This is a genomic window from Mesorhizobium sp. C264A (assembly GCF_040324515.1).
GTDB lineage: Bacteria > Pseudomonadota > Alphaproteobacteria > Rhizobiales > Rhizobiaceae > Mesorhizobium.
This window is the reverse complement of record NZ_JAMYVY010000001.1, coordinates 962,737-983,604: the sequence shown is the minus strand read 5'-3', so window position 1 is coordinate 983,604 and position 20,868 is coordinate 962,737. Positions and strand designations below refer to the sequence as shown.

General features: G+C 62.8%; 20 protein-coding genes and 1 tRNA gene. 1 reads left to right on the top strand and 20 read right to left on the bottom strand.

From position 1 onward, the window contains the following. Positions 1 to 138 precede the first annotated feature (138 nt). Positions 139 to 223, bottom strand: a tRNA-Leu gene (locus tag NKL04_RS04770). A 338-nt stretch (positions 224 to 561) separates the two neighbouring features. On the opposite strand from NKL04_RS04770, the gene lipB reads away from it, so the two are divergent. Beyond that, a complete protein-coding gene (gene lipB / locus NKL04_RS04765; RefSeq protein WP_023690297.1) occupies positions 562 to 1,305 on the top strand; it encodes a lipoyl(octanoyl) transferase LipB in 744 nt (247 codons plus the stop codon). A gap of 19 nt (positions 1,306 to 1,324) precedes the next feature. On the opposite strand, the gene NKL04_RS04760 is transcribed toward lipB, so the two are convergent. The 19 genes from NKL04_RS04760 to NKL04_RS04670 all read right to left on the bottom strand — a co-directional run bounded on the left by NKL04_RS04760 (position 1,325) and on the right by NKL04_RS04670 (position 20,857). Beyond that, complete coding sequence (locus NKL04_RS04760) at positions 1,325 to 2,575, bottom strand: peptidase M50 (protein WP_023700369.1); 1,251 nt, start codon at positions 2,573 to 2,575, stop codon at positions 1,325 to 1,327. Between the two features lie 460 nt (positions 2,576 to 3,035). After that, positions 3,036 to 3,719 carry an ABC transporter ATP-binding protein gene (locus NKL04_RS04755; RefSeq protein ID WP_023685211.1) on the bottom strand — a complete coding sequence of 228 codons (684 nt, stop codon included), beginning with the start codon at positions 3,717 to 3,719 and terminating at the stop codon, positions 3,036 to 3,038. After that, on the bottom strand, positions 3,716 to 4,954 hold the full coding sequence (locus NKL04_RS04750; RefSeq protein ID WP_031209216.1) for a lipoprotein-releasing ABC transporter permease subunit: 1,239 nt from the start codon (positions 4,952 to 4,954) through the stop codon (positions 3,716 to 3,718). The genes NKL04_RS04755 and NKL04_RS04750 overlap by 4 nt, the downstream gene beginning before the upstream one ends. Positions 4,955 to 5,058: 104 nt before the next feature. After that, complete coding sequence (proS, locus tag NKL04_RS04745) at positions 5,059 to 6,387, bottom strand: proline--tRNA ligase (RefSeq protein WP_023700371.1); 1,329 nt, start codon at positions 6,385 to 6,387, stop codon at positions 5,059 to 5,061. Between the two features lie 728 nt (positions 6,388 to 7,115). Then, the gene (locus NKL04_RS04740; RefSeq protein ID WP_023698332.1) at positions 7,116 to 7,400 is read right to left on the bottom strand and encodes a DUF1467 family protein; all 285 of its coding nucleotides are present in this window, start codon (positions 7,398 to 7,400) and stop codon (positions 7,116 to 7,118) included. After that, a complete protein-coding gene (gene mce / locus NKL04_RS04735) occupies positions 7,397 to 7,801 on the bottom strand; it encodes a methylmalonyl-CoA epimerase (protein WP_023700372.1) in 405 nt (134 codons plus the stop codon). The genes NKL04_RS04740 and mce overlap by 4 nt, the downstream gene beginning before the upstream one ends. Positions 7,802 to 7,904: 103 nt before the next feature. Further along, a complete protein-coding gene (locus NKL04_RS04730; RefSeq protein ID WP_023690300.1) occupies positions 7,905 to 9,578 on the bottom strand; it encodes a ribonuclease J in 1,674 nt (557 codons plus the stop codon). A gap of 32 nt (positions 9,579 to 9,610) precedes the next feature. After that, complete coding sequence (locus NKL04_RS04725; RefSeq protein WP_023670806.1) at positions 9,611 to 10,432, bottom strand: biotin--[acetyl-CoA-carboxylase] ligase; 822 nt, start codon at positions 10,430 to 10,432, stop codon at positions 9,611 to 9,613. Positions 10,433 to 10,436: 4 nt separating this feature from the next. Then, on the bottom strand, positions 10,437 to 11,873 hold the full coding sequence (gene nuoN / locus NKL04_RS04720) for an NADH-quinone oxidoreductase subunit NuoN (RefSeq protein ID WP_023700373.1): 1,437 nt from the start codon (positions 11,871 to 11,873) through the stop codon (positions 10,437 to 10,439). A gap of 18 nt (positions 11,874 to 11,891) precedes the next feature. Continuing rightward, the gene (locus NKL04_RS04715) at positions 11,892 to 13,397 is read right to left on the bottom strand and encodes an NADH-quinone oxidoreductase subunit M (protein WP_023670808.1); all 1,506 of its coding nucleotides are present in this window, start codon (positions 13,395 to 13,397) and stop codon (positions 11,892 to 11,894) included. Next, positions 13,397 to 15,370 carry an NADH-quinone oxidoreductase subunit L gene (nuoL, locus tag NKL04_RS04710; RefSeq protein ID WP_023700374.1) on the bottom strand — a complete coding sequence of 658 codons (1,974 nt, stop codon included), beginning with the start codon at positions 15,368 to 15,370 and terminating at the stop codon, positions 13,397 to 13,399. Before nuoL ends, NKL04_RS04715 begins: the two co-directional genes overlap by 1 nt. Positions 15,371 to 15,380: 10 nt before the next feature. Continuing rightward, on the bottom strand, positions 15,381 to 15,689 hold the full coding sequence (gene nuoK / locus NKL04_RS04705; protein ID WP_023670810.1) for an NADH-quinone oxidoreductase subunit NuoK: 309 nt from the start codon (positions 15,687 to 15,689) through the stop codon (positions 15,381 to 15,383). Between the two features lie 7 nt (positions 15,690 to 15,696). Further along, positions 15,697 to 15,957, bottom strand: a complete 261-nt coding sequence (locus NKL04_RS04700) for a hypothetical protein (RefSeq protein ID WP_023670811.1) — start codon at positions 15,955 to 15,957, stop codon at positions 15,697 to 15,699. A 2-nt stretch (positions 15,958 to 15,959) separates the two neighbouring features. Next, complete coding sequence (locus NKL04_RS04695; protein ID WP_023670812.1) at positions 15,960 to 16,580, bottom strand: NADH-quinone oxidoreductase subunit J; 621 nt, start codon at positions 16,578 to 16,580, stop codon at positions 15,960 to 15,962. 123 nt (positions 16,581 to 16,703) lie between these two features. Next, positions 16,704 to 17,195: an NADH-quinone oxidoreductase subunit NuoI gene (gene nuoI / locus NKL04_RS04690; protein WP_023670813.1), complete on the bottom strand. Its 492-nt coding sequence runs from the start codon at positions 17,193 to 17,195 to the stop codon at positions 16,704 to 16,706. Next, entirely contained in the window at positions 17,192 to 17,449 is a 258-nt protein-coding gene (locus tag NKL04_RS04685; protein WP_023670814.1) for a hypothetical protein, read from the bottom strand. The genes nuoI and NKL04_RS04685 overlap by 4 nt, the downstream gene beginning before the upstream one ends. Further along, a complete protein-coding gene (nuoH, locus tag NKL04_RS04680) occupies positions 17,449 to 18,492 on the bottom strand; it encodes an NADH-quinone oxidoreductase subunit NuoH (RefSeq protein ID WP_023670815.1) in 1,044 nt (347 codons plus the stop codon). The genes NKL04_RS04685 and nuoH overlap by 1 nt, the downstream gene beginning before the upstream one ends. 2 nt (positions 18,493 to 18,494) lie before the next feature. Then, a complete protein-coding gene (nuoG, locus tag NKL04_RS04675; protein ID WP_023700375.1) occupies positions 18,495 to 20,576 on the bottom strand; it encodes an NADH-quinone oxidoreductase subunit NuoG in 2,082 nt (693 codons plus the stop codon). Then, positions 20,576 to 20,857 carry a pentapeptide repeat-containing protein gene (locus tag NKL04_RS04670; protein ID WP_023690954.1) on the bottom strand — a complete coding sequence of 94 codons (282 nt, stop codon included), beginning with the start codon at positions 20,855 to 20,857 and terminating at the stop codon, positions 20,576 to 20,578. The genes nuoG and NKL04_RS04670 overlap by 1 nt, the downstream gene beginning before the upstream one ends. Between the last annotated feature and the right edge of the window lie 11 nt (positions 20,858 to 20,868).

The window sequence follows — 20,868 nt, the reverse complement described above, 5'->3', positions numbered from 1 at the left end:
GGTGCGAGCCAAGCGGCGTTCGCGTGCGGCTCTGCGACCTCTTGTTGCAACTCTGCTGCGGCCGGTTCAAGCGCCAAAGGCGATGATTTGGCGTCGACGGCCTGAGAAGCCGCAATGATTTCAATGGCCGAAAAATTATGGTGCGGTCGAGAAGACTCGAACTTCCACGGGTTGCCCCACAGCGACCTCAACGCTGCGCGTCTACCAATTCCGCCACGACCGCCCGTGGTAGGAGCCGGAACGAACCGGCTCGCGGCGTGTAGCAAATCGTTTCCTGCGAAACAAGGGCGCGGCGCGCAATAATCGCCGCGAATTGGCATATCGGCCTCTACAGCGCCGCGCGTCCTGTGGGACGCGCAAAGGACGCTGCAGCACTTTGATTTGGCGCATGATCCTTTCCGAAGATCGTTCCTATCTTCGGGGTCGTGCGCGAAGGCCGAAATGCGTGGCGAACTGGACGTTTCAGCCGGATACCGCCATATGAAGGGCAAATGCATTTGGCCCCAGAGCGCAAGGCGGTTTCGCCAAGCCGGCGTGCATCACGCGAAAAACGAAAAAGCCATGACCGAACGCAGCCAGATCGCCACGTCGTTCCTGCCCTTGCCGGGTTCGGCGCCGGTCGAATGGCGCATCGAGCCCGGCCTGACCGGCTACACCGATGCGCTGGCCCTGATGGAAGCGCGCGCCGAGGCGATCCGCGCGGGTGCAGCCGCCGAGATGGTCTGGCTGGTCGAGCATCCGCCGCTTTACACCGCCGGGACCAGCGCCCGCATCGAGGACCTGATCGACCCCGACCGTTTCCCGGTCTTTGCCGCGGGGCGCGGCGGCGAATACACCTATCACGGGCCGGGGCAGCGGGTTGCCTATGTCATGCTTGACCTGAAGCGCCGGCGCGAGGATGTGCGCGCCTTCGTCGCCGCGCTCGAGCAGTGGATCATCGGCACGCTTGCCGCCTTCAATGTGCGCGGCGAACGCCGCGAGGACCGCGTCGGAGTCTGGGTGGTGCGGCCCGAGCGCCCGTCCCTGCCCGACGGCTCGCCGGCTGAAGACAAGATCGCGGCCATCGGCATCCGGCTGCGGCGCTGGGTGAGCTTTCATGGCATTGCCGTCAATGTCGAGCCGGATCTCAGCCATTTCAGCGGCATCGTGCCATGCGGCGTGCCGGATCACGGCGTCACCAGCCTCGTCGACCTCGGCCTGCCCGTGACCATGGGCGATTTCGACCTGGCGCTGAAATCCGCCTTCGAGGATGTTTTCGGGGCAGCGAAGTCAACTTCTGCAGAACCGGCTCGCAAGGCCGGCTGAGTCTCGCCTCGACCAACGCTCAAAGCAACCGCGCCGAGGCCCACAACAGCCCGAAACCGTGAATGGCGAAGACGGCCAGCAGCGCGCCGGCCATGGCGAAACGATCGAAGATGCGGATCGGCTTCAATTCGTGGCGCGGTTTTACCCCGCTACCCACTGTCATCAGGCTGAGGATGGCAAAGACGGCGCCCGCCACCAGCAGAAAGCTTTGGGAAAAGCCGGCCAGCCAGCCAAGCCACAGCAAGGCCGAGAGCAGGGAAAACGAGGCGAGCGCCAGGGCGACCGGCCCCGGGCAGATCTGGCGCAGCACCTGGCCGCCGTCGAATTTCCACACCGGCACCAGATTGGCGATGTTGAACAGCGCGGCAAAGCCGGCAAGCGTCGCCAGAAGGGCCGCGGCGAGCCGATGTCCCTCGCCGGACGCGAGCCCGCTGGCGACGATCAGCAGCGGAACCAGGAACGCGGAAAAGCCGGCGCCCATCAGCGCCACGAAGGCGACCTCGAAGCGGCTGTCATAAGGCCGGCCACCAATGGCGATGCCGCCGAGCAGCGGGATAAAGATCATCCGCGCCTTGCGATGACCGGTCAGCCGGAAGGCCGCCATGTGGCCGAGCTCATGCAGGGCGACCACCGAGGTCAGGATCGCGGCCAGCGCCAGGCCGCCAAGATTGAGCCCGAAGAACGGCCAAAGGATGAAAGCCGACAGAACGGCGAAACCGACCTGGCTCAGCGGATGCTCGAACCAGCCGCCCTTGCGATACTGTCCGGTCCTCGCCCAGATCTCCAGCTTGCCGAGCTCGCGGCGCATGGCGAAGTAGCGGAACACCAGGAAGGCGACGCCGCGATAGCGATCGGTCTGGCTGAGCGTCACCCGCGTGCCGGCACCTTCCGAGGTGAGTTCAGTGGTCTCATAAAAATCCTTCCAGAACGACGCGTCGAGCGCGGTATCCTCGATGACCCGCATCGAAAAACGACTGCCTTCGACGACGTCCTCGAAGCGCGACCTTCGCTCGATCGGCTGGCCGTCCCGGCCCTCCCAGGACAGCAGGATGCGGGCCGTGCCCTGCCCGTCCAGCGGCTGGGCCGAGAGTATCTCGCCGGACCAGCCGGCATCGCTGCCGAGCGGCCACAGCGCCTGCCAGAGGCGCTGCCGGTCCACGGCAACCACGCGGCTCAGCCGCACCGTGCGCAAACCGAGCGGCGCAGTCATCAGAAGGAAAATCAGTCCGAGATTACCGGCCACGAGAAGGGCCGTCACGATCGGCGACACCTGAGGTTTTTGCTCCCTGTCTTGGCGGGGCAGCCTAGCGTCATGGCGGCAAGAAAGGCTTAACGGCACAGCGCCTTCCTGCCCGCCTAAAACAGTGCGGCGAACCGCAGTTGCATCACATGGCGCCGATCCAGACAGCCATGGAAACCAGAAACGCACTCATGCACACCAACGAAACGACGTCCTGAACAAGATCGCTCATAACTCTCTCCTGTTGTTGATATGTTCGTATTTTGTTCTAACTTTGTTCGTAAGTCAATGAGCGGAAAGCGGCAGGCCGACGAATCCTGACAGCCGGTTTGGGCAGGGTTAAGGAAAGGTTGACGGGGTGACGGCAGTGCTGACGCAGGGCGCATCGCATGCCTTTGCGATCGGGACACGCACCAATCACTTCGTGATCCTAGGGCGGAGCAAGGAGCGCAGCGACGCGGCGCAGACCCTAGGATGAGGAAGTTGGGGCCTACAACGGAACGACCTTGCCATCCGCCAACGTCACCCGGCGGTCCATGCGCGAGGCGAGTTCGTGATTGTGGGTCGCGATCAGCGCGGCAAGGCCGGACTGCTTGACCAGCGCGCCAAGCGCCTCGAAGACATAGGAGGCGGTGACCGGGTCGAGATTGCCGGTCGGCTCGTCGGCGAGCAGCAGCAAGGGCGCATTGGCGACCGCGCGGGCAATGGCGACGCGCTGCTGCTCGCCGCCGGACAGCTCCGACGGACGGTGCGACGCGCGCTTGCCGATCTGCATATAGTCGAGCAGCTGTGCTGCGCGCTCCGACGCCTCCTTGCGCGAAAGCCCTTTGATCAGCTGCGGCATCATGATGTTTTCCAGTGCCGAAAACTCCGGCAGCAGATGATGGAACTGATAGACGAAGCCGACATCGTTGCGGCGGATTGCCGTGCGTTCGTCGTCGGAGAGCCGTCCGCAGGCGCGGCCGGCCAGAATGACGTCACCGGCGTCGGGGCGCTCGAGCAGGCCCGCCGTATGGAGCAGCGTCGACTTGCCGGTGCCCGACGGCGCCACCAGCGCCACCATCTCGCCGCGCTTCAGCGAAAAGTCGGCGCCGTTCAAAATGGTGAGCTTGCGCGGCCCCTGGACATAGTGCCGCTCGACGCTCTTCAGCTCGATAATGATCTCGGACTTCATTCGTATCTCAAGGCCTCGACCGGATCGAGCCGTGCGGCGCGCCATGCCGGAAACACTGTTGCCAGGAAGGACAGGCCGAGCGCCATCAGGATGACATAGGTGGTCTCGCGCGGGTCCATCTTTGCCGGCAGCTGGCTGAGGAAATAGAGTTCCGGATTGAACAGCACCTTGCCGGTCATCCAGGAGAAGAACTGGCGGATCGATTCGATGTTGGTGCAGATGAGCACCCCGAGCAGCACGCCGGCGAGCGTGCCGGTTACGCCGATCGCAGCGCCCGTCATCAGGAAGATGCGCAGGATGGCGCCGCGCGAGGCGCCCATCGTGCGCAGGATGGCGATATCGTGGCCCTTGTCCTTCACCAGCATGATCAGGCCGGAGATGATGTTGAGCGCCGCCACCAGCACGATCAGCGTCAGGATCATGAACATGACGTTGCGCTCGACCTGCAGTGCTGAAAAGAACGTCTCGTTGCGCTGGCGCCAGTCGACCATGTCGATCGGCCGTTGCGCCGCCGCATCGACCAGCGGTTTCAGCGCGTCGACATTATCGGGATTGTCGACATAGATCTCGATCGTCTGCGCCCTGCCGTCCATGTTGAAATAGAGCTGCGCTTCGGAAAACGGCATGTAGACGATGGAGCTGTCATACTCCGACATGCCGACCTCGAAGATCGCCGCCACCTTGTAGCCCTTCAGTCGCGGCGTCGTGCCCATCGGCGTCACATCGCCATCCGGCGAGATCAGCGTAATGGTGTCGCCGAGCACAAGGCCGAGATTCTCCGCCATGCGCTTGCCGATGGCGACGCCCTCGCCGGAGTCGAAGCCCTCAAGCGTGCCTTGCTTGACGTTTTGGGCGACGATTGCGATCTTGCCGAGGTCTTCGGCCCTGATACCGCGCACCAGCGCGCCCATGCCGCCGCCGACATTGCCCTGCGCCAGCACCTGGCCGTCGATCAGCGGGATCGCGTATTTGACGCCGGCCACGCCGTTGATGCGGGCTGCGACCTGCGCATAATCCTCAAGCGGCGAATCCAGCGGCTGCACGATCAGATGGCCGTTGACGCCGAGGATGCGGGTCAGAAGTTCGGCTCGAAACCCGTTCATGACAGCCATGACGACGATCAGCGTGGCGACGCCCAGCATTATGCCAAGGAAGGAGATCGAGGCGATGACCGAGATCACCGTCTCCTTGCGGCGCGACCGCAAATAACGCCAGGCGACCATGCGTTCGAACATGGAGAACGGGCCGGCGACCGGAGACTTGGCGACCGGAGATTTGGCGACCGGAGACTTGCCAACCGGAGACTGGGCTACCGAAGACTTCGCTGCCGCGGCTTCGCTCATGCGGTTGCACCGAAGCGTTTCCTGGCCTCCGCGACCGGCAGCGTCTCGCGCTCGCCGGTCCGGCGGTTCTTGATCTCGATCTCGCCGGCGGCCACGCCGCGCGGCCCGACGATCACCTGCCAGGGCAGGCCGATCAGGTCGGCGGTGGCGAACTTGCCGCCCGGCCGCTGGTCGGTGTCGTCGTAAAGCACATCCTTGCCGGCGCCGGTGAAGGCGGCGTAGAGCTCGCCGCAGACGCGGTCGCACTCGGCGTCGCCGGCCTTCATGTTGATCAGGCCGATGTCGAACGGCGTCACCGCTTCCGGCCAGATGATGCCGTTATCGTCATGGCTGGCCTCGATGATCGCCGCCACCAGCCGCGACGGACCGATACCGTAGGAGCCGCCGGAAACGAAATGATCCTTGCCGCCGGGCCCGGTCACCTTGGCGCCCATGGGCTTGGAATATTTGTCGCCGAAATGGAAGATGTGGCCGACCTCGATGCCGCGTGCCGAGACCCGGTCGGCTTCGCCAAGCTTGTCCCAGGCCGCCTCGTCATGCATCTCGTCGGTGGCGGCGTAAGGCGTCGTCCACGTTTTGACGATGTCGGCGATCTCGCCGTCATTGCCGAAGTCGGTTTTCTCGCCGGGCACCTGGAGCGACAGATATTCGCGGTCGCAATAGACCTGGCTCTCGCCGGTGTCGGCCAGGATGATGAATTCATGGCTGAGATCGCCGCCGATCGGCCCGGTGTCGGCCCGCATCGGAATGGCCTGCAGCCCCATGCGCGTGAACGTCCTGAGATAGGATACGAACATGCGGTTATAGGCGGCCTTCGCGCCCTCGAAATCGAGGTCGAAGGAATAGGCATCCTTCATCAGGAATTCGCGCGAGCGCATAACGCCGAAGCGCGGCCGCACCTCGTCGCGGAACTTCCACTGGATGTGGTAGAGGTTTAGCGGCAAGTCCTTGTAGGACTTGACGTAGGCGCGCACGATCTCGGTGACCACTTCCTCATTGGTCGGACCGTAAAGCATGTCGCGGTCCTGCCGGTCCTTGATGCGCAGCATCTCCTTGCCGTAATCGTCATAGCGGCCGCTTTCGCGCCACAGATCGGCCGACTGGATGGTCGGCATCAGGATTTCCAGAGCGCCGGCGCGGTTCTGCTCCTCGCGGATGATGCGGCAGACCTTGTCCAGCACCAGCTTGCCCAGCGGCAGCCAGGAAAAGCTGCCCTGCCCCTGCTGGCGGATCATGCCGGCACGCAGCATCAGCCGGTGCGAGACGATCTCGGCCTCGCGCGGATTTTCTTTCAGGATGGGCAGGAAAAACTGCGACAAACGCATGGACAGGTCCGTGAGAGAGGAGGCTGCGCCGGAATCGGCGCGGCTGGCTTGCTTGCCCCGGCTTCATAGCTATTTCGTGACGGAATGGAAACCCGACCGGCCGCATCGGCCGGAAATCGCAAAAATCGATTCTTCTTCCAAAGACCTTCGCACCGAAAACGATAATGCTTTTGATACAAAATGATGACCTGACTCCGAAGTGCTCACACACGCTTTGCGCGTCCGTGCGACGCGGCACACCTGACCAGATTAAGGCGGCAGCCCCGGTGTTGTTCGTTTCGCAAGCAAAGCCTGCCGCACTATTGTGCACTGCAGCACAGATTGCCCGATTGCGGGCAAAATTCTGCGTGACAATTTCATCAGGGTTAGGCTAGTGTGCCCCGATAACCGAGAGGGTGGAGAAAAATCTGCTCTCCTACGCGGTCAAAGTCTTGGGAGGATGCGATCTAGGCGCGGTTACCCGCTGCCGCCGGAAACCGGAAAACAGATCGGAACGCGTTTAAATTGCAAGGCCTTGTGCCTTGCATTTTTTTGCCCGATCATCTGGTTAGATCAACCTGTTCCCAAATCACGTGAGCTTGCGTCAGCCTGATGCCCAGTCTTGATTCTAATACGGGTGGGCCATGCCTGGCCGCCTATTGCGCATTGCAGGCTGGTGAGACAAACCTTAGTTTGGCGCTTCGAAAACAGGCACGAACACCCCACCCGATCTGTCGGCGGGAAAGTGGTTAGTTAGCCGGTGCCCGGCTGGCTTCGGGGATGATGTGCGGGACTTCGTCGAGGCTGTAGCCCAGCCCGTGCGTCAGGCTGTAGAAAACCCCCATGACGACAGCCGTGACGATGGTGGTGCGGATCACGGCGCGCAGCATATGCGGTCCGCGCGGCGCGCTCGCAACCGTGCCCAGCGTCACGTCCTGGTCGTCATCCTGCGTCTTGACGCTGAACGGCAGCACGATGAACAGCATCAGCCACCAGGTGATGAAGAACAGGGCGGCAAACGAAATCCAGCTCATGCCTGCTCCAGTTCGACCAGCGTGCCGAAGAAATCCTTGGGATGCAGGAACAGCACCGGCTTGCCGTGGGCGCCGGTTTTGGGATTGCCGTCGCCCAGCACGCGGGCGCCGCTCGCTTTGAGGTGATCGCGCGCGACAAGGATGTCGTCGACCTCGTAGCAGACATGATGCATGCCACCCGAGGGGTTCTTCGCCAGAAAGGCCGCGATCGGCGACAGTTCGCCCAGCGGCTCCAGGAGTTCGATCTTGGTGTTGCCGACATCGACGAACACCACGGTAACGCCATGCTCGGGCAGCGCTTGCGGCGCGGTGACCTTCGCGCCAAGCGTATCGCGATAGGCCGCAATCGCCGCGGCCAGGTCCGGCACGGCAAGCGCTACATGGTTCAGGCGTCCGAGCATCGATGCTCCGTGGCTAGTGGGTGAATGGTGAATACCAATCTCGATCAGCGCAGCACGTCGACCCTTCACTATTCACTATTCACTATTCACTATTCACCATCCACTACCTCGTCACAAACACCGTCACCAGCGGCTTCTTGCCCCAGGCTTCGTTGGCGGCGCCGCGCACGGCGCGGCGCACCGCTTCCTGCACCAGGTCGAGGTCCTTGCGGCGCTGGCGAGGGATCGAGTCGACCGCGCCGACGGCCGCGTCGAGCATCAGATCTTCCATGTTTTCGCCACGGGCATCGGCCTCGGCGACGCCGATGGCGACCAGGTCGGGATCGCCGGCGAGCTCATATTTGTCGTCGAGCACGACATTGACCGCGACATGGCCGGCAAAGGATAGCTTGCGCCGGTCGCGTATGCCCATCGCCTGGTCGGTGCCGATCAGCCTGCCGTCCTTGTAGATGCGGCCGAACGGCACCTGGTCGATGATCGTGGCCGGACCCGGCGCCAGCCGCAGCATGTCGCCGTCGCGCACTTGCGCCACCTGGCCGATGCCCGACGTCGACATCAGCGACCCCTGCGCCACCAGATGCGCGGCTTCGCCGTGCACGGGAACGCCGATCTGCGGCCGCACCCATTCATACATCCTGCGCAACTCGCTGCGGCGGGGATGGCCGGAGACATGCACCAGCGCGTCGCCATCCTCGATGATCTTGATGCCGAGGTCGATGAGGCGGTTCTTGATCTCGAGGATCGCCTTCTCGTTGCCGGGAATGGTGCGTGAGGAAAACACCACCGTGTCGCCGGCCGTCAGCGACACCGACTTCATCTCGTCGCGCGACAGTTTTGCCAGCGCTGCCAGCGCCTCGCCCTGGCTGCCGGTGCAGATGATGACCAGGTTCTCGCGCGGGATGAAGCCGAAATCCTCTTCGGCGATGAACTCCGGCAGCCCGTCCATGTAGCCGAGTTCGCCGGCGACATCGATGACCCGCTTCAGCGAGCGGCCGAGCACCAGGCACTGGCGGCCGGCATCGCGCGCCGCCTTGGCGATGGAGACGATGCGTCCGACATTGGAGGAGAAGGTGGTGACGGCGACACGGCCGACAGCGCTCTGGATGACGCCCCTGAGGCCTTCGCCCACCGCCACTTCCGACGGCGATTCGCCTTCGCGCAGCGCATTGGTGGAATCGCAGACCAGCGCCAGAACGCCCTTGTCGCCATAGGCGCGAAACCGCGCCTCGTCGGTCTTGGGGCCGATCGTCGGTTCCGGATCGATCTTCCAGTCGCCGGTATGGATGACGGTGCCGGCCGGCGAGGTGATCGCCAGCGACATCGGCTCGGGGATGGAGTGCGCAACCGGAATGGCCTCGATCGAGAACGGGCCGACGGTGAATGTCTCGCCTGCCCGGTAGATCGTCACCGGAATTTTCTTCGGCGCGCCCTGCTCGCCCTGGCGCTTGGCGTCCAGCAAGCCGGCGCTGAACGGTGTCATCCACACCGGCGCCTTCAGCTTTGGCCAGATGTCGAGCAGCGCCCCGTAATGGTCTTCATGCGCGTGGGTGATGATGATGCCGCGCAGGCCGGCGAGGTTCTCCTCGATGAAGCGCGTATCGGGCAGGATCAGGTCGACGCCCGGATGCGCCGCGTCGGGAAAGGTCACGCCGACATCGACGACGATCCACTCGCGCGCGCTAGGCGGCCCATAGCCGTAAAGGGCGAAGTTCATGCCGATCTCGCCGACGCCGCCGAGCGGCACGAAGACGAGTTCGGCGTTTTGCGCTTTCGCCATCAATTTTCCCTTCCCGGCCCTTGCGACCAGCTCTAAATCTTTGCCGACGCGACGGCGCCGAAATGCACGTCGCCGGCGGCTACCGTCACGACCGACCCCTCATCATCGCGGATCACGAAACGGCAGTCCGCGTCAATGGTCTCGAAGGTACCGCGCACCACATTCCCGTCAATCCTGACAGCAACCTCGCCGCCAAGCCCCGCCGCGCGCGCCAGCCAGCGACGCCGGATGGCGTCGAGCCCGCGTCCGTCATCCCACAGCCGGGCATTGTCGGTCCAGGCATCGGACAGCGCCAAGAACAGCGTTTCGGCGTCGCATGTCGCGCCCAGCGCCTGAAGCGATGTCGCCGGATACGGCAAATCCGGCGGATGCGCCACCACATTGACGCCGATGCCCACCGCCACCGCGAAACGGCCGCCATCGAGAATGGCCGATTCCAGCAGGATGCCGGCCAGTTTGGCGCCGGAGGCAAGCACATCGTTCGGCCATTTCAGCTCGAAGCGGTTCTGCCCTTGGCTGGCGCCGTCGAGGCCGATGGCGATCCTGCCCTTCGGCACCACGGCGTCAAGCGCATCGGCCAGCGACAGGCCGGCGACGAAGCCCAGCGTCGCCGCCAGACGCAACTCACCGCCGGTGATGACCAGCAATGTCGCCGCCAGATTGCCCTCGGGAGATACCCAGGCCCTGCCGCGGCGGCCACGGCCGCTTTCCTGCTTCTTGGAAACGACCCACAATTTGCCGGGGTCGCCTGCCCTTGCATGGTCCAGCGCAAGCGTGTTGGTGGAACCCACGCTGTCATGGGCCTCGAGCCGGAACCCTTCCGTCTCAGAGGTTGGAGCCAGCCGAAATGCCATCCGGTCAGAAAAATGTCTTGGCGGCGGCTTCGGCGTAGGTCGCGATCGGACCGCCGATCAACACATAGAACAGCACGAAAGCGCCGGAGACACCAAGCACGAGGCGCAGCTCAACCGCCATCGGCACGAAGCCACCGGCCGGTTCGTCGAACCACATGATCTTGATGATACGCAGATAGTAGAAAGCGCCCACGACGGAGGCCAGCACGCCGATGATCGCCAGCGCATAGAGGTTGGCGTTGATGGCGGCGAGGAACACGTACCATTTCCCCCAGAAACCGGCGAGCGGCGGGATGCCGGCCAGCGAGAACATCAGGATGGTCAGGATCGTCGCCATGATCGGGTTGGTCGACGACAGACCGGCGAGATCGCTGATCTGCTCGACATTGCCTTCCTTGCGCCGCATGGCGAGGATGAAGGCGAAGGTGCCGAGCGTCATGACGAGATAGATCAGCATGTAGATGGCGACGCCGCGCACGCCGGCCTGGCTGTTGGCGGCTAGGCCGACCAGCGCGTAGCCCATATGGCCGATCGAGGAGTACGCCATCAGCCGCTTGATGTTGGTTTGGCCGATCGCGGCGAAGGAGCCGAGCGCCATCGAGGCGATCGAGATGAAGACGATGATCTGCTGCCAGTCGGAAGCGATCGGCTTGAAGGCGCCCATGGTGACGCGCACGATCAGCGCCATTGCCGCCATTTTGGGGGCAGCCGCCAGGAAGGCGGTGACCGGCGTCGGCGCGCCCTCGTAGACATCGGGCGTCCACATGTGGAACGGCACCGCGGAAATCTTGAAGGCAAGACCGGCCAAAACGAAAACCAGGCCGACGACGAGGCCGAGCTGGCGCTCACCGCTGCCAAGCGCCGAGGCGATTTCCTGGAAGCCGACATTGCCGGTGTAGCCGTAAATGAGGCTGATTCCGTAAAGCAGCATGCCCGACGACAGCGCGCCGAGCACAAAATACTTCAAACCTGCCTCGGTCGAACGCAGATTGTCGCGATTGATCGCCGCCAGCACGTAAATCGCCAGCGACTGCAGTTCGAGGCCGAGATAGAGCCCGATCATGCCGTTGGCCGAGATCATCAGCATCATGCCGAGCGCGCACAACAGGATCAGCACCGGGTATTCGAACTTGTCGAAATGCTCCTGCCTGGCGAAGCGCATCGACATCACCAGCGTCACCGCCGAACCGATCAGCGACAGCACCTTCATGAAGCGGGAGAACGGATCCTGGATGAAGGCGTTGCCATAGGCTGCGCCCTGCCCCGTGGGAAAGATCAGCCATAGGCCTGCGATCACCAGCACGGCGACGGCAAGGACAGTCACCAGAATGGCAGTGTTGGCGCGCGAATAGGCGCCGACCATCAACAGCGCCAGCGCGCCGATGGCGAGGATCAGCTCCGGCGTCGAGAGCGAAAGGCTGGAATAAAGGTCCGGCGTCATGGTTCGCAAAACCTCTGGTCAGTTCGCCGCCGCGGTCTGCGCGGCGCCGATGGATGCGGTGACATTGGTGACGAGCGCCTTGACCGACTGGGCCGTGGCATCGAAGACGGGAGCGGGATAAACGCCGAAGAAGATGACCAGCACGACCAGCGGGTAGATGATTGCCTTCTCGCGCGTCGACAGATCGAGCAGGCCCTTCAGGCTTTCCTTGGTCAGCGCGCCGAAGATGACCCGGCGGTAGAGCCAGAGCGCGTAGGCCGCCGACAGGATGACGCCGGTGGCGGCGAAGAAAGCCACCCAGGTGTTGACCCGGAACACGCCGAGCATGGTCAGGAACTCGCCGACGAAGCCTGACGTGCCGGGCAAGCCGACATTGGCCATGGTGAAGATCAGGAACACGGTTGCGTATTTCGGCATGTTGTTGACCAAGCCGCCATAGGCGTCGATCTCTCGCGTGTGCATGCGGTCGTAAATGACGCCGACGCACAGGAACAGTGCGCCCGAGACGAGGCCGTGGCTCAGCATCTGGAAGATCGCGCCCTGCACGCCTTCCTGGTTCATGGCGAAGATGCCCATGGTGACGAAGCCCATATGGGCGACGGAGGAATAGGCGATCAGCTTCTTCATGTCCTCCTGCATCAGCGCCACCAGCGAGGTGTAGATGATGGCGACGACCGACAGCGTGAACACCAGCGGTGCGAACATTTCCGACGCCAGCGGGAACATCGGCAGGGAGAAGCGCAGGAAGCCGTACCCGCCCATTTTCAACAGTATGCCCGCCAGGATCACCGAGCCCGCCGTCGGCGCTTCGACATGCGCATCGGGCAGCCAGGTGTGCACCGGCCACATCGGCATCTTCACCGCGAAGGAGGCGAAGAAGGCTAGAAATAGCCATGTCTGCATGTGGGCCGGGAAGTTGTGGGTCAGCAGCGTCGGGATGTCGGTGGTGCCCGCCTGGAAGAACATCGCCATGATGGCGAGCAGCATCAGCACCGAGCCGGCGAGCGTATAGAGGAAGAACTTGAACGAGGCGTAGACGCGGCGCTTGCCGCCCCAGACGCCGATGATGATGAACATCGGAATCAGGCCGGCCTCGAAGAAGACGTAGAACAGCACGATGTCGAGCGCGCAGAACACGCCGATCATCAGCGTTTCCAATAGCAGGAAGGCAATCATGTAGGCCTTGACTCGCTTGTCGATCGCTTCCCACGACGCCAGGATGCAGAGCGGCATCAGGAACGTCGTGAGGATGACGAACAGCATCGAAATGCCGTCGACGCCCATATGGTAGGAGATGCCGGAATCCAGCCAGGCAAACTTCTCGACGAACTGGAAGCCGGCCTGCGAATTGTCGAAGCCGGTCCAGATGAACAGCGAGATGATGAAGGTGGCCGCCGTCGTCGTGAACGCGATGGCGCGGATGTTGCGACGCGCATTCGGGCTGTCATCCCTGATGAACAGGATCAGCAGCACACCGACCAGCGGCAGGAAGGTGACCAGCGAGAGGATTGGCCAGGCGGTCATCAGAGCATCATCCAGGTGACGAGTGCGGCCACGCCGATCAGCATGGCGAAGGCATAGTGATAGAGGTAGCCGGTCTGCAGCTTGACGACGCGGTCGGTGACATCGACGACGCGCGCCGAAATGCCGTCAGGACCGAGCCCGTCGATGATGGTGCCGTCGCCGGTCTTCCACAAGAACCTGCCCAGCGCCTTTGCCGGCCGCACGAACAGGACGTCGTAGAGCTCGTCGAAGTACCATTTGTTGAGCAGGAAGGCATAGAGCAGCCGATGGTTGGCGGCGACGCTCCGGGGCAGTTCCGGCGAGCGGATGTAGAACTTCCAGGCGACTGCAAAGCCGATGACCATGGCGACGAACGGTGCCAGCTCGACCCACAGCGGCAATTCATGGATGTCGTGCAGGATGTGGTTGTCCGGCAGCGTGAACAGCGACGCCTTCCAGAATTCGGCATAGCCTTCGCCGATGAAGGCGCCATGAAAGATAACGCCGGCAAACAGCGCGCCCGCGGCCAGGATGAACAGCGGCACCAGCATCACCGGCGGCGATTCATGGACATGGTGCATGACGTCGTGGCTCGCCCGCGGCTCGCCGTGGAAGGTCATGAAGATCAGCCGCCAGGAGTAGAAGGAGGTGAAGCAGGCGGCGATGACCAGCAGGACAAAAGCGAGGCCGGCGACCGAATTGTGGCCGGCAAAGGCAGCCTCGATGATGGCATCCTTGGAGAAGAAGCCGGCGGTGCCGATGACGGTCACCGGAATGCCGACGCCGGTCAGCGCCAGCGTGCCGATCACCATCATCCAGTAGGTCTTCGGAATGAGCTTCCGCAGGCCGCCCATCTTGCGCATGTCCTGCTCGTCGGAGACGGCATGGATGACCGAGCCCGAGCCCAGGAACAGCAGCGCCTTGAAGAAGGCGTGCGTGAACAGATGGAAAATCGCCGCGCCATAGGCGCCGACGCCGAGCGCCACGAACATGTAGCCGAGCTGCGAACAGGTCGAATAGGCGATGACGCGCTTGATGTCGTTCTGGACCAGGCCGACGGTCGCCGCGAAGAAGGCGGTGAAGGCGCCGATGAAGGTCACCACGGTCAGCGCCGAATGCGACAGTTCGAACAGCGGCGACAGCCGGGCCAGCATGAACACGCCGGCCGTAACCATGGTGGCGGCATGGATCAGCGCGGAAACCGGCGTCGGGCCTTCCATGGCGTCCGGCAGCCAGGTGTGCAGCGGCACCTGCGCCGACTTGCCCATGGCGCCCATGAACAGCAGCAGGCAGACGATGGTCATGGCCGCCTGCTTGTCCAGCGCATAGCCGAGGAAGGTCAGCACGGCGGCGCCTTGTGGTGCGCCTTCGGCCGGAATGAACGTCGCGGCATTGGCGAAGATGGTGCCGAGATTGACCGAGCCGAACAAAACGAAGACGCCGAAAATGCCGAGCGCAAAGCCGAAATCGCCGACGCGGTTGACGACGAAGGCCTTGATCGCAGCGGCATTGGCCGACGGCTTCTTGTACCAGAAGCCGATCAGCAAATAGGAGGCGAGACCCACCCCTTCCCAGCCGAAGAACATCTGCACCAGATTGTCGGCCGTCACCAGCATCAGCATGGCGAAGGTGAACAGCGACAGATAGGCAAAGAAGCGGGGCCGGTTTGGATCGTGGTGCATGTAGCCGATCGAATAGATGTGGACCAGCGCCGACACCGTGTTGACCACCACCAGCATGACCACCGTCAGCGTGTCGATCCTGAGCGCCCAGGACGCGTCCAAGCCGCCGGATTGGATCCAGCGCAGTACCGGCACGGTGAACACCTCGCCTTCGCCGAAGCCGACGGAGAAGAAGGCGACCCAGGACAGCACGGCCGAGATCACCAGGAAGCCCGAGGTGATGTATTCCGATGCCTTGGCGCCGAGCGCATTGCCGAACAGGCCGACAATCAGGAAGCCGAGCAGCGGAAGGAAGACGATCGCTTGATACATGTTAGCCCCGTCAACCCTTCATCTGGTTCACGTCTTCGACCGCGATCGAGCCGCGGTTGCGGAAGAAGACGACGAGAATGGCAAGACCGATGGCCGCTTCGGCGGCCGCGACCGTCAGCACGAACAGGGCAAACACCTGGCCGACGAGATCGCCCAATGCCGCCGAGAAGGCGACGAAATTGATGTTGACCGCCAAAAGGATCAGCTCGATCGACATCAGGATGACGATGATGTTCCTGCGGTTCAGGAAGATGCCGAACACGCCGAGCGTGAACAGGATCGCCGATACGGTCAGGTAATGTGCGATGCCGACGACCATAGCCAGATCAAACCTTTCCCGGCATTTGTTGAATCATTGAACGCGCGGATACGATGGCGTCCAAAAGGCTGTCTATGGCAGAAGGCTCGAAGATAACTGTTGCATCATTCCGGCCTGCCCCCTGAACGTATGTGAAATCTTCGCTCTTGATGTTCAGCGTAAGATTCCCGTCGCGATTCCAGACGAATACCCAGGCCTTTTCAGTCGAATCAACCCGCCAAGAGGCAACCTGCTCTCCCCAGTATTTTTTCTTCAAACGACCGAACATCGTCAGAGCCCCTCGCCCGACTTGACCTTGCGGATTTCCATGCCTGTCGCCGGCGTGCGGCCGACCTGGGCTGCGATCGACTGCCGCTTGATCCCTTCCTTGTGGCGCAGCGTCAGCACGATGGCGCCGATCATGGCGACCAGCAGGATGAGGCCCGAAATCTGGAAGTAGTAGAGGTAGTCCGTATAGAGGATGTCGCCGAGTGCTGCGGTGTTTGTCCGCGCGGCAAGATCCGGGATGGGTTTGGAGACCGTCGAGGCCAGTTGCGGCGCGAAGGTGTAGCCGCCGAGCACCACGATCAGCTCGGCCGCCAGGATCAGCCCGACCAGCGCGCCGATCGGCGCATATTGCAGGGCGCCTTCCTTCATCTCGGCGAAGTCGACATCGAGCATCATGACGACGAACAGGAACAGCACCATGACCGCGCCGACATAGACGACGAGCAGGATCATCGCCAGGAACTCGGCGCCGGTCAGCATGAACAGGCCGGCGGCGTTAAAGAAGGTCAGGATCAGGAACAGCACGGAATGCACGGGGTTGCGCGACGAAATGACCATGAAGGCCGACGCCACCGCGACAAAGGCGAAGAGGTAGAAAAAGGCCGCCTCTAGTCCACTCAGCATTGGGGATCCCCCGGGTTCCTGTCCAAACAGGACATCCGTCCTGTTTGATTTCTGCGACCGCCTCCGGCCGGCAAGTTGCGTTGTCCTTAGACGAGGCCCCTCGCCCCGTCCATGCGTCAAATGTCAGCGGTAGGGCGAGTCCAGCGAGATGTTGCGCGCCAGTTCGCGCTCCCAGCGGTCGCCATTCGCCAGCAGCCTGTCCTTGTCGTAGTAAAGCTCTTCGCGCGTCTCCGTCGCGAACTCGAAATTCGGCCCCTCGACGATAGCGTCGACCGGGCAGGCTTCCTGGCAGAAGCCGCAATAGATGCACTTCACCATGTCGATGTCGTAGCGCACGGTGCGGCGCGTGCCGTCATTGCGGCGCGGGCCGGCCTCGATGGTGATCGCCTGCGCCGGACAGATCGCTTCGCACAATTTGCAGGCGATGCAGCGCTCTTCGCCATTGGGGTAACGGCGCAAAGCATGCTCGCCCCGGAAGCGCGGGCTGATCGGCCCCTTTTCGTGCGGATAGTTGATCGTCTCCTTCGGCGCGAAGAACTGGCGCATGGACAGGAAGAAGGCGCTGACGAAATCCTGCAGCAGCAGCGATTTTGCGGCTTGAGCAAGCGCACTCATTCGGCACCCCCAAAAATCTGTATTGCAGCGATGGCGCCGACAAACCCAAACAAAACAGGCATCAGGAAACGGTAAGCAAGTGTCGTCAGAGCAGCCAATTTCTGCTTGTCCCAGCTAAACACCGGGGCTCGATAGTTTGCTGCCAACCTTTGTTCCTGTTGCCGCAAGACGTAAGGAAGCACGACCAGATTGCCGAACAACGCCACGACTACGCCGGCAACTGCTCCCAAAAAACCAAGGGTGAAATCGCCCATCACGCCATCCCCGTGATCTTGAGGAAGGCCGCGGTGGCAACGACCATGAACAGGGAGATCGGCAGAAAGACTTTCCAGCCCAGCCGCATCAGCTGGTCGTAGCGGTAGCGCGGCACGAAGGCCTTCACCATCGAGAACATGAAGAACATCAGGCAGATCTTGAGCACGAACCAGATCACGCCGGGCACCCAGGTGAAGGGGGCGAAGTCGAAGGGCGGCAGCCAGCCGCCGAGGAACAGGATGGTGGCCAGCGCGCACATCATCACCACGGCGACATATTCGCCGAGGAAGAACAACAGGAACGGCGTCGAGGAGTATTCGACCATATGGCCGGCGACGAGTTCCGACTCGGCTTCCACCAGGTCGAAGGGCGGGCGGTTGGTCTCGGCCAGCGCCGAGATGAAGAAAATGACGAACATCGGGAACAGCGCCAGCCAGTGCCAGTCGAGGAAGCTGTTGGGCAGGCCAAGCTTGGTGCCCAGCCCATCCTGCTGCGACAGCACGATGTCCGACAGGTTGAGCGAGCCGACGCAGAGCAGCACGGTGACGATGACGAAGCCGATCGAGACTTCGTAGGACACCATCTGCGCCGCCGAGCGCAGCGCGCCGAGGAACGGGTATTTCGAGTTGGACGCCCAGCCGCCCATGATCACGCCATAGACCTCGAGCGAGGAGATGGCGAAGACGTAGAGGATGCCGACATTGACGTTGGCGATCCCCCAGCCCGCATTGACGGGAATGACCGCCCAGGCCGAGATTGCCAGCACGGCCGACACCAGCGGCGCCAGCAGGAACACGCCCTTGTTGGCGCCGGACGGAATGACCGGTTCCTTGAAGACGAATTTCAGCAGATCGGCGAAAGCCTGCAGCGTGCCCCACGGGCCGACGACGTTCGGGCCGCGGCGCAATTGCACCGCCGCCCAGATCTTGCGGTCGGCGTAAAGCAGGTAGGCAACCCCGATCAGCAAAACGACGATCAGCACGACCGACTTTAAAAGGATGATCAGCGTCGGCAGCACGTAGAAGGAGAAGAAGGTGTCCATGTCTACTCTGCCGCCTGCCTGAAGCCGTTTTTCGCCAGCGCCGAGCATTCCGCCATGACGGCGGAGGCCCGCGCGATCGGGTTGGTCAGATAGAAATCCGTGACCGGCGAGGTGAAAGTGCCCTTGTTCAGCCGCCCGCCGAGCTTCGCCACCTTGGCGACGTCATCGGCATTGCCGGCTTCGACATGATCGATGCGGGCGAGATGCGGGTATTCGCCATAAAGTTTGGCGCGCAACTGCTGCAGCGAATCGAAGGGTAGTTTCTTGCCCAGCACATCGGACAATGCCCTCAGGATCGCCCAGTCTTCGCGCGCGTCGCCCGGCGCGAAGCCCGCGCGGTTGGTCTGCTGCACGCGTCCCTCGGTGTTGACATAGGTGCCGGACTTTTCGGTGTAGGCGGCTCCCGGCAGGATGACATTGGCGCGGTGCGCACCGGCGTCGCCATGCGTGCCGACATAGACGACGAAGGCGCCGCCGGTCTTGGACATGTCGACCTCGTCGGCGCCGAGCAGGAACAGAACCTCGCTCTCCCCCAGCATGCCGGCAACGTTCTTGCCGCCCTTGCCAGGCACGAAGCCGACATCGAGACCGCCGACGCGCGCGGCCGCAGTGTGCAGCACGGCAAAGCCGTTCCAGTCGGCGCGCGCAGCGTTGACGGCCGTGGCGAGTTTCGCCGCCTGGCCGAGCACCGCCGCGCCGTCGGCACGCGACAGCGCGCCCTGGCCGACGATGATCAGAGGATGCGTCGCCTTCTTCAGCGCCTGGAAGAACTTGCCATTGCCGTCGGCCAGGTCTTTCAAGGACTCCGGACCGGCGCCGAGCTGTTCGTAGTCGTAACGCGTGTCGCCGACCTCGCCGATGACGCCGACCGGCAGATTGCCGATCCGCCAGCGCTTGCGGATGCGGGCATTGAGCACCGAGGCCTCGAAGCGCGGATTGGCGCCAATGATCAGCACCGCGTCGGCCTGCTCGATGCCCTCGATGGTGGGGTTGAAGATGTAGCTGGCGCGGCCGAGCGCGGGATCGAGTGCGGCGCCGTCCTGGCGGCAATCGGTGTTCTTCGAGCCCAACGCAGCCATAAGCTGCTTCAGCGCGTAGATTTCCTCGACGGCGGCAAGATCGCCCGCAATCGCGCCGATTTTCTCGGGCGCAGCATTCGACACCGCATCCCTGATCGCAACGAACGCTTCGGCCCAGCTGGCCGGCGCCAGCTTTCCGTCCTTGCGGACATAGGGGCGGTCGAGGCGCTGCGTTCGCAATCCGTCCCAGATGAAGCGGGTCTTGTCGGAAATCCACTCCTCGTTCACCGCTTCATTGACGCGCGGCAGGATGCGCATCACCTCGCGGCCACGGCTGTCGACGCGGATTGCCGAGCCGACGGCGTCCATGACGTCGATGGATTCGGTCTTGGTCAGCTCCCACGGCCGTGCCTGGAAGGCGAAAGGCTTCGACGTCAGCGCGCCGACCGGGCAAAGGTCGATGACATTGCCCTGCAGCTCCGAGGTCATGGCGCTTTCGAGATAGGTGGTAATCTCGGCATCCTCGCCGCGGCCGATCAGGCCAAGCTCGGAAATGCCTGCAACTTCCGTGGTGAAGCGGACGCAGCGCGTGCAGTGGATGCAGCGGTTCATAACCGTCTTGACCAATGGGCCGATATACTTGTCTTCGACCGCGCGCTTGTTCTCGTGATAGCGCGAGGAATCGACGCCGAAGGCCATCGCCTGGTCCTGCAGGTCGCATTCGCCGCCCTGGTCGCAGATCGGGCAATCCAGCGGATGGTTGATCAAAAGGAATTCCATCACGCCTTCGCGGGCCTTCTTGACCATCGGCGTGTTGGTGAAGATTTCAGGCGCCTCGCCATTCGGACCCGGACGCAGGTCGCGCACATTCATGGCGCAGGAGGCCTGCGGCTTCGGCGGCCCGCCCTTCACCTCGATCAGGCACATGCGGCAATTGCCGGCGATCGACAGCCGCTCATGGAAGCAGAAGCGCGGCACTTCCGCGCCGGCGTCCTCGGCCGCCTGCAGCAGCGTGTAGTGGTCGGGTACAGTGATCTCTTTCCCGTCGACCTTGAGCTTTGCCATCAATTGCCCCCGGCGGTCTGCGCCGTCTCATATGCCTGAAACAGATCGCTCAGCCTGATGCCATTGATCATCATGCCGGCGACTTCAGCGTTTTCTATCTTCAAATTGCTCATATTCACATTGCTGAAAAACGCGTCCGAGAGGTTCGCGTCGTCCACAACGGCCGCCGACAGGTCGACGTTGTGAAACTGCGTGTTCGACAAGTTCACATCGTCAAATCTGGAGTTGCTGACGATGGCATTGCGCACATCGAGAACATCGCTCCTGTCGTGGATCTCCATGCCTGCCACCC